This is a genomic window from Acidiphilium sp. AL, from assembly GCF_025499445.1.
Taxonomy (GTDB): Bacteria; Pseudomonadota; Alphaproteobacteria; order Acetobacterales; family Acetobacteraceae; genus Acidiphilium; species Acidiphilium iwatense.
On record NZ_JAIMBZ010000078.1, the window covers coordinates 1 to 7223 of the forward strand.

Annotated in this window: 8 protein-coding genes; all 8 read left to right on the forward strand. The window is 58.8% G+C overall.

Annotation, left to right across the window (positions count from 1 at the left end; translation table 11 throughout):
* Positions 1 to 215 precede the first annotated feature (215 nt).
* The 8 genes from AiwAL_RS19490 (at position 216) to AiwAL_RS19525 (ending at position 7080) form a co-directional block, all read left to right on the forward strand.
* The gene (locus tag AiwAL_RS19490) at positions 216 to 2315 is read left to right on the forward strand and encodes a ParB/RepB/Spo0J family partition protein (protein WP_262313403.1); all 2100 of its coding nucleotides are present in this window, start codon (positions 216 to 218) and stop codon (positions 2313 to 2315) included.
* A 106-nt stretch (positions 2316 to 2421) separates the two neighbouring features.
* Complete coding sequence (locus tag AiwAL_RS19495) at positions 2422 to 3180, forward strand: hypothetical protein (RefSeq protein ID WP_262313404.1); 759 nt, start codon at positions 2422 to 2424, stop codon at positions 3178 to 3180.
* An 80-nt stretch (positions 3181 to 3260) separates the two neighbouring features.
* On the forward strand, positions 3261 to 3860 hold the full coding sequence (locus AiwAL_RS19500) for a DUF6927 domain-containing protein (RefSeq protein WP_262313405.1): 600 nt from the start codon (positions 3261 to 3263) through the stop codon (positions 3858 to 3860).
* 129 nt (positions 3861 to 3989) lie between these two features.
* Entirely contained in the window at positions 3990 to 4904 is a 915-nt protein-coding gene (locus AiwAL_RS19505; protein WP_262313406.1) for an IS1595 family transposase, read from the forward strand.
* A 471-nt stretch (positions 4905 to 5375) separates the two neighbouring features.
* Complete coding sequence (locus tag AiwAL_RS19510; RefSeq protein WP_262313407.1) at positions 5376 to 6125, forward strand: hypothetical protein; 750 nt, start codon at positions 5376 to 5378, stop codon at positions 6123 to 6125.
* Entirely contained in the window at positions 6118 to 6294 is a 177-nt protein-coding gene (locus AiwAL_RS19515) for a hypothetical protein (protein WP_262313408.1), read from the forward strand. Before AiwAL_RS19510 ends, AiwAL_RS19515 begins: the two co-directional genes overlap by 8 nt.
* Positions 6295 to 6379: 85 nt before the next feature.
* Positions 6380 to 6703 (forward strand): hypothetical protein, encoded by a 324-nt coding sequence (locus AiwAL_RS19520; RefSeq protein WP_262313409.1) that lies wholly within the window; start codon positions 6380 to 6382, stop codon positions 6701 to 6703.
* Positions 6704 to 6939: 236 nt separating this feature from the next.
* Positions 6940 to 7080, forward strand: coding sequence for a hypothetical protein (locus AiwAL_RS19525; RefSeq protein ID WP_262313410.1), 141 nt, complete (start codon positions 6940 to 6942; stop codon positions 7078 to 7080).
* Positions 7081 to 7223 lie beyond the last annotated feature (143 nt).

A 7223-nucleotide genomic window follows, 5' to 3' on the forward strand; every position in this document is an offset into this window, starting at 1 on the left:
GACGCTCTGCCCCGGTCGGTTGCCAACGCCATCACGCCGGCTTCGCCGGCGCCGATCGTGCGCGCCTTGGATACAGGCGGGGGCCGTTCAGCCGTCGTCCTTCCCCGGAAACGCGGTTCTTGACCCACCCCATAAAAGGAAGAGGACGGAGGGGTTTGGCTGACGGGTTTGGAGGCCGAGAGAGGCTCCGGCCGGCCTGTCCTGGAGATTGCCCCATGGCTAACACCGATCCCAAAATCGTCCTGAGCCGGTCCGAAAACATACCCTTCAACAAGTTGGTCCTGTCCCAGGCCAATGTCCGCCGCGTGAAGACCGGAATCTCGATCGGCGAGTTGGCGGAGGATATTGCTCGCCGCACCCTGTTGCAAAGCCTGAGTGTGCGCCCGGTGCGCGACGCCGGCGGTGTGGAAACCGGCATCTACGAAGTGCCGGCCGGCGGCCGCCGGTTCCGCGCCCTTGAGTTGCTGGTCAAACAGAAGCGCATGGCGAAGACCCAGCCGGTGCCTTGCGTCGTGCGCGAGAGCGGGATCGCGGAGGAGGATTCGCTTGCTGAGAACGTCCAGCGCGCCCCGCTGCATCCGCTCGATCAGTTCCGTGCCTTCCAGACCCTGCGCGATGTAGGGCTCGGTGAGGAGGAGATCGCGGCCCGGTTTTTTGTCGCGCCCAGTGTGGTAAAACAGCGGCTCAAGATCGCCGCCGTCTCGCCCAGGCTTCTCGATCGCTACGCCGACGACGTGATGACATTGGAACAGCTGATGGCGTTTACCGTCACCAACGACCATGCGCGCCAGGAGCAGGTGTGGGAGGCGCTCGCGCGGTCCTACAACAAGGAACCGTATGCCATCCGCCGTCACCTCACCGAGACTGCGATCCGCGCCTCGGACAAGCGGGCCCAGTTTGTCGGCGTCGCTGCCTACGAGACAGCGGGCGGCGTGGTGATGCGTGATCTGTTCGAGCACGACCAGGGTGGCTGGCTGCAGGATACGGCACTGCTCGACCGGCTCGTCACCGAGAAACTCGCAGCCGAGGCCGACGCGATCCGTGCCGAGGGGTGGAAATGGATCGAAATCGGGATCGAGTTCCCCTATGGCCATGCCGCCCGCCTGCGCCGTCTCACTGGGCAGACCGTTGCATTCACCGGGGACGAGCAGGTTCGCTACGATGCGCTGCGCGCCGAGTATGGCAAGCTCGAAGCGGAGTACGCGGAAGCCGAGGAACTGCCCGACGTGATCGACCAGCGCCTCGGCGAGATCGAGACCGAGCTCGAAGCCTTCGACAACCGCCCGGTGGTCTACGATCCGGCCGACATCGCCCGTGCCGGCGTGTTTCTCAGCATCGACGGCGATGGCGGATCGCGGATCGAGCGCGGCTATGTTCGGCCGGAAGACGAGACGCCCGGCGCCACCGAAGCGGAAACCGACGGTGGGACCGATGGCGATGCGCCTGCCAGTGACGCCACGGATAACACCGTCCGGGCTGCCGTGATGGCCACCGGCGGCGAGGTGGCGCCCGATGCCGAAATCGCCGAAGACGACGGCATCAAGCCGCTGGCCGACCGTCTCGTTACCGAGCTGACCGCCCACCGGACGCTGGCGTTGCGAGATGCGCTCGCCAACGATCCGGGCACGGCCTTCATCGCGGTCCTGCATGCATTGTGCCTGCAGAGCTTCTACTGTCATGCACCCCATACTTGCCTGGAGATCAGCGCGAAGAGCGCAAATTTCAGCGCCCAGGCGCCCGGCCTTGCGGATACCACCTCGGCCAAAGCGGTCGACGCGCGTCATGCAACCTGGATGCGGCAACTGCCCGAAGATCCTGCTGGTCTCTGGGATGTGCTCATGGCGTTCGACGGCGACAGCCGTGAAAACCTGTTCGCCCATTGCGCCGGCCTGACAGTCAATGTCGTGAAGGAGCCGTGGCATCGCCGGCCGGATGCCGTCGCCCATGGCGATCGGCTCGCCCAGGCCGTCGGCCTCGATATGGTTGCGGCGGGATGGCGACCGACGGTCGACAATTATCTCGGCCGGGTCACCAAGGCGCGTATTCTAGAGGCCGTGCGAGAGGCAAAGGGCGAGGCGGCGACACAGCTCGTCGACCATCTCAAGAAGCCGGACATGGCGAACGAGGCAGAACGGCTGCTCGATGGCACCGGCTGGCTGCCCGAGCCGCTGCGCCCGATCGGCGCCGAACCCAGCGTCGAGCCGGCCCGAGAGGTTGCGAGCGAGGCCAAGGCACTGCCGGCCTTCCTCGCAGGCGAGAACGAGGCGAGTTCCAACACCGACGAGCCCCTGCCACACGCCTTCGCCGCCGAATAACGCGGATCTGCGAGGCGGCTCGAGCCGTCCACGTCCTCTTCACCCATTCATTCCATCGCAAAAGCCCGGTCCTCACACCGGGCTTTCGCATTTCCGGAGATCCGACATGACCGAATATTTTTCACCGACGGTCGTTCAACCGACGATTCCCAACGCCGACATGACTCCGCTCGAACGATTGCTGTTGACGCAGGTCTTCGACAGCGAACCGGACGGAGAGGGACTCTATTTCTTCGCGGCGACGTCGCCGTGCGATCAGATCGAATTACCGATCGAGTCCGTGCGGATGGCGCTTGCGGCGTCGGATGGCATCGACAGCGAAGCCGCCACCTTCGTGCGCGAACAGTTGAAGGACCTCGACGACAACGCTGCCCATGTCCAACTCGACCTCAGCCTGACATCATGGGAGTTCATCCTGCAGGGCATCGTCCGCCGATCCAGCACCCTCGATCACGTGACAGTCGTTTCCGCCTTCACCTGCACGAAGATGCGGCCCGACGGTTTCGGCGGCATGGCCGCGCTCATCACCGCCGATGCCATCAAGGGCAAGAGCACCGACGACATTCTGTGTGACCTCCTCGACGAGGCCGAACATGGCCCCATCATGACTGCGCCTGGGTTTGGCGAACATGTACTGCTGCGGCTCAGCGAACAGAGCGTCCGCGCCGCAATTCCCGGCATCATCGAGAGCGATGACACGCTGACGGCGATCGCCACCGATGCCATCACCGGCGCCGATATCCGCGCTGGCTGCCTGGTCACGGTCGAACGGACGAACCTCACCGAGGAACAGGATTCCGCGGTGTTCAAGGCGGCCTTGGCCGCGATCCGCGAGGCCGAGCAACGCCTCGCCACGGCGAGCTGACCGCCGGAAATTTTCCTTCCTCACGGCGCCGCGCCCGTCACCAGGCGCACCGGCTTCATCCCCATCGAAAGGAGACGGCCATGGGCTGGCTCTACATGAAATCCCTCGAGGGTCATTCCGGCCCGCGCCAATACCTCGACGCCCAGTTCACCTGGACGCGTCCGGACACCGTCTCGACCGTGCTACGCTCGGCACTTGTCGGGAGGCGCGTCTACTATGCCGCCATTGAACACATTCGCACCGCCACCGCCAAACGCGAAGTCTGGGCCTGCGTTTGCCTCGTCCGACACAATGTGCGCGATCGGGAAAGCTACATTTTCGGTTACAGGGACATGGCAGAATCGATGGGGCCACACGAACGCCATTGCCCGGAGCCGATCCTCGATTTGCTGACGCCGACCGACAGCGAATATGCGCGGCAATGGCGGGCTGACTGCCGCGCCAACGCCGCCGCCCGTCGCGCGAGACAGGCCAAACCAGCCCCACGCGCCGGCCAGACGATCGTCTTCGACGAACCGATCGCGTTCGCCGATGGCAACAGCGTCGTTCGGCTGGCGGTGACTGCCAATCCGCGCCGCCCCCGGACGGTGCTTTTCCGCGCGCCGGGCTCGAGCTGCCTCTATCGTATTCCCGACATCAAGAACCGGGCCTACCGGCTCGTCGATCCGTTACCAGAATGAGCGCGTAGTTTCCGTCCAGAGAGATCAAGGGGTCCGGCGCGCGGTGCCGGGCCCTTTATTTATGGCGATATTATACTTGCCAAACCCACACACAAGATGTAGGCTGATCCCATAATCGGAGATCGGCCAATGACCAGCGTCCTTAACCAGCCCTACTTTCAGAATGAAGAAGCCGCTTACGCGAAGCTGGAAAGCATCATTTGGCCAAATGGTCCGGTTTGCCCGCATTGTGGCGGCGTTGGCCGGATCGGCACGATGAAGGGCGCGGCAACGCGTCCGGGCTTGAAAAAATGCTATCAGTGCCGCAAGCAGTTCCGCGCAACGGTCGGCACCGTTTTTGAAAGCAGCCATATCAAACTGCATATGTGGCTACAGGCGACCTATTTGATGTGCTCCAGCAAGAAAGGCATCAGCAGCAACCAAATGGCGCGAACCCTCGGCGTCACCGTCAAAACTGGCTGGTTCGTCACTCACCGGCTTCGCGAGGCAATGCGCGCCGATACGTTGCCGATTATGGGCGGCCCCGGATCTATCGTTGAGATCGACGAAACCTTTATCGGCAACAAGAAGGGCGCGGAAGTGAAGCGCGGCTATGCCCACAAGAATGCCGTCCTGACACTGGTTGAACGCGGCAAGGGTAGCCGCTCTTTTCATGTGAGCGGAACAGCTGCCGCCAATCTGCTTCCGATCATCAAGGCAAACGTTGCGTCCGGCACGCATGTCATGACCGACGAAGCTGGCCAGTATGCCCACCTCGGCAAGTTCTTTACGGAGCACGATTTTACGAACCACGGGAGGGGCGAATACGTACGCGGTGTGGTGCATACCAACACGGTTGAAGGTTTCTACAGCGTGTTCAAGCGCGGCATGAAGGGCATCTATCAGCATTGCAGCGAGAAACACCTTCATCGCTACGTCAACGAGTTTGATTTTCGGTACAACAACCGCGTGCGGCTTGGCGTCGATGATGCGCGACGCGCTGACAATGCTTTAAAAGGCGTCGTCGGCAAGAGATTGACCTATAGGGGGCCTGCTTCAGCATAAACGGCAAAAATCACCAAATGGATGATTTTCCCGAGGCGATTTCAGCGTTTCTAAAGGAAGAAAAAAGCTTGAAGCATGGCTTTCGCTGGAAGTCTCGGCGAAAGGATTATGCGCGCGCTACCGCCCCAGTGTTGAGGTTTTCAGATGGACGAATTTTGGCACGAGTTATAATAACAGCACACGTAAGCAAACTCCCACCTAAGTATAGTTTTTGCTTATCATTTCAGAATATTCCGATATTGAGGTTAGATGTTGAACCGAATAGATCACATACAGACTTTATTAACTTAAGGAGAGTTAGGACTATTGGTACTCATTGGCATTTGTGGCCGGGCAATCATGCAGTCTCTGATAATCGTGCGCTTCCTCATCACTTTTGGCTTGACGAATTTTTGAAACGCGGTAGAATTACTTCGTTTCATAAATACGTAAAACCACCGTTTCGGTGCGAAAACCACGGGTTCAATTTCGATGTGTAAAATCGCTCCAGAGCAGCTTGAGAGGGAGATCAGATCCTTAGTTGTGGCTCAGTCCACAAATCTAGGCATTGAGATTGAGCTACCTTTGGTTTACCCAAGCGGCGAAAGCGTGCGCGTTTTCGTGACGCATGATGGCGCAGGGTGCGTCATTCATGATGCGGGCTTTGGTGCCATGAGCTTTGCTGCGTACGGCGGCAAGACGTCAAAATCTGCTGCCCAGAAATTAAGCGCCGTAGCCGCTAAGTATGGGTGTGATTTTAAAAATGATCGCGTAAGCCGACTGTGTGCGGAGGACCAAGTGGCGATCGCTTGCGTCGTTGTCGCGAATGTTTCGCGCGCTATCGCTGATCAGGCCCTTGATATCCGACGTCATCCGGAAAATGAATTCCGAGAAGTTGTCGCAGATATGTTGAAAAGAGTGATCGGACGCAGGCTTCGCTCAAATGAGCAGGTATATGGCGCTAGCGGTAGATCATACCGTATTCCCCATTTAATACTTGATCAAAATGAAGAAAAGCCGATCGCTTACATTATGCCTGTTGTAAACAGAAACGCGATTTTACCAAGTTTTGCCGAGCTTTTTGATATAAAAAAAGCAAGTCCAATGGTTTTGAACGACGTAGTTTACGATGATCAGTCAGATATTAGAGACGAAGATAGAAAACTTCTGGCTGACGCAACCGATCAAGTGATTCCTTTTGTTAATGCTTCACGGCATTTTGAAAAGAACGTTTATGCCTAAAGAAAACTTAGATTCTTCTTGTAAAACACAAACGGACCGCTTTAAAGAAGCTGCCCGCGAACTCGGATGCGACGAGGACGAGGCGGCGTTTGATGATAAATTGCGCGCCCTAGCGAAACCAAAGCCCAGACCATCAGCAAAGCCTAAAAACGAAAAAACCCCGGAATGATCCGGGGTTTTCTGTATGTGGAGAACGGTATGTCAGAACTCGAAAATTGTCCTAATGCCGTATTGTTTCGGGGGGGGGCAGTGGTTTGACCTACGCCAAGGATCGCGCCAAGTGTTTCGTGCATTCGCTGAGCTGCGTCGCGGTGGATTTGGAAACTCATCTCCAATCCCCCTGGCATCCTCCACGAAAAAAGGACCATTTGGGTTCCTTCTTGCTGTCCAACCTCCCACCATTCCACAGGGAACACATACTTCACGTTCGGGTCAGCGCTCCGATTTCGAGCGGCCTGACCAACCGCCGCAGCAATCAAAGACATCAAATCAATAGCTCGATCTGGTTCAAGAATCAGGTTGAGCGGCGCGGGTTGCCCTACATCGAACCCAAGAAGAATGCCGTTTCCGTCTTCTGACGCAGACGATCCGCTAATTTTATTAACTTGAACTCCCACAGCGTCCGCCACCGTACTCACTCCCTTTCAATCTCTGAGCCGAACACTACCCATAGTGGGTGGGTTTGGCAAGTATAATATCTCCTTATTTATGGTGGTGCGGCAGGGGAGGGAGAGCTTGGCCGGGAGCGCGGCGAGACCCGGCAGGCGAGGAGCCGGTCATCGCGCCGCACGTCTTCGTTTTGGACGTATCTTCGATGGCTGGCTTTTTTACGCGCTTCTCCCACCCGCTCGATGTCGGTACGCCGGACAACGCCGCACAGGCTCTTGATCTCTACCGCGCCGTCACGGCGGCGGTGGCTTTGGACGACCCGCCGTCACGTCCTGCACCGGTTTGAAGACGCGGCCGGATGGCTCCGGTGGCGTTGCGGTGCTGATCGCGGCGGGTGCGATCCTCGGCAAATTCACGAAGGACATCCTCGTGGAGTTCCGCATGGAGAAGAAGTTTGGCGTCGCCGATGGTCCGCCTGAAGCCGGTGAT

What these genes read in the sequence shown, in the direction of transcription:
- AiwAL_RS19490 (WP_262313403.1), top strand. Translation starts at nt 216, where the DNA reads ATGGCTAACACCGATCCCAAAATCGTCCTGAGCCGGTCCGAAAACATA.
- AiwAL_RS19495 (WP_262313404.1), top strand. Translation starts at nt 2,422, where the DNA reads ATGACCGAATATTTTTCACCGACGGTCGTTCAACCGACGATTCCCAAC.
- AiwAL_RS19500 (WP_262313405.1), top strand. Translation starts at nt 3,261, where the DNA reads ATGGGCTGGCTCTACATGAAATCCCTCGAGGGTCATTCCGGCCCGCGC.
- AiwAL_RS19505 (WP_262313406.1), top strand. Translation starts at nt 3,990, where the DNA reads ATGACCAGCGTCCTTAACCAGCCCTACTTTCAGAATGAAGAAGCCGCT.
- AiwAL_RS19510 (WP_262313407.1), top strand. Translation starts at nt 5,376, where the DNA reads ATGTGTAAAATCGCTCCAGAGCAGCTTGAGAGGGAGATCAGATCCTTA.
- AiwAL_RS19515 (WP_262313408.1), top strand. Translation starts at nt 6,118, where the DNA reads ATGCCTAAAGAAAACTTAGATTCTTCTTGTAAAACACAAACGGACCGC.
- AiwAL_RS19525 (WP_262313410.1), top strand. Translation starts at nt 6,940, where the DNA reads ATGGCTGGCTTTTTTACGCGCTTCTCCCACCCGCTCGATGTCGGTACG.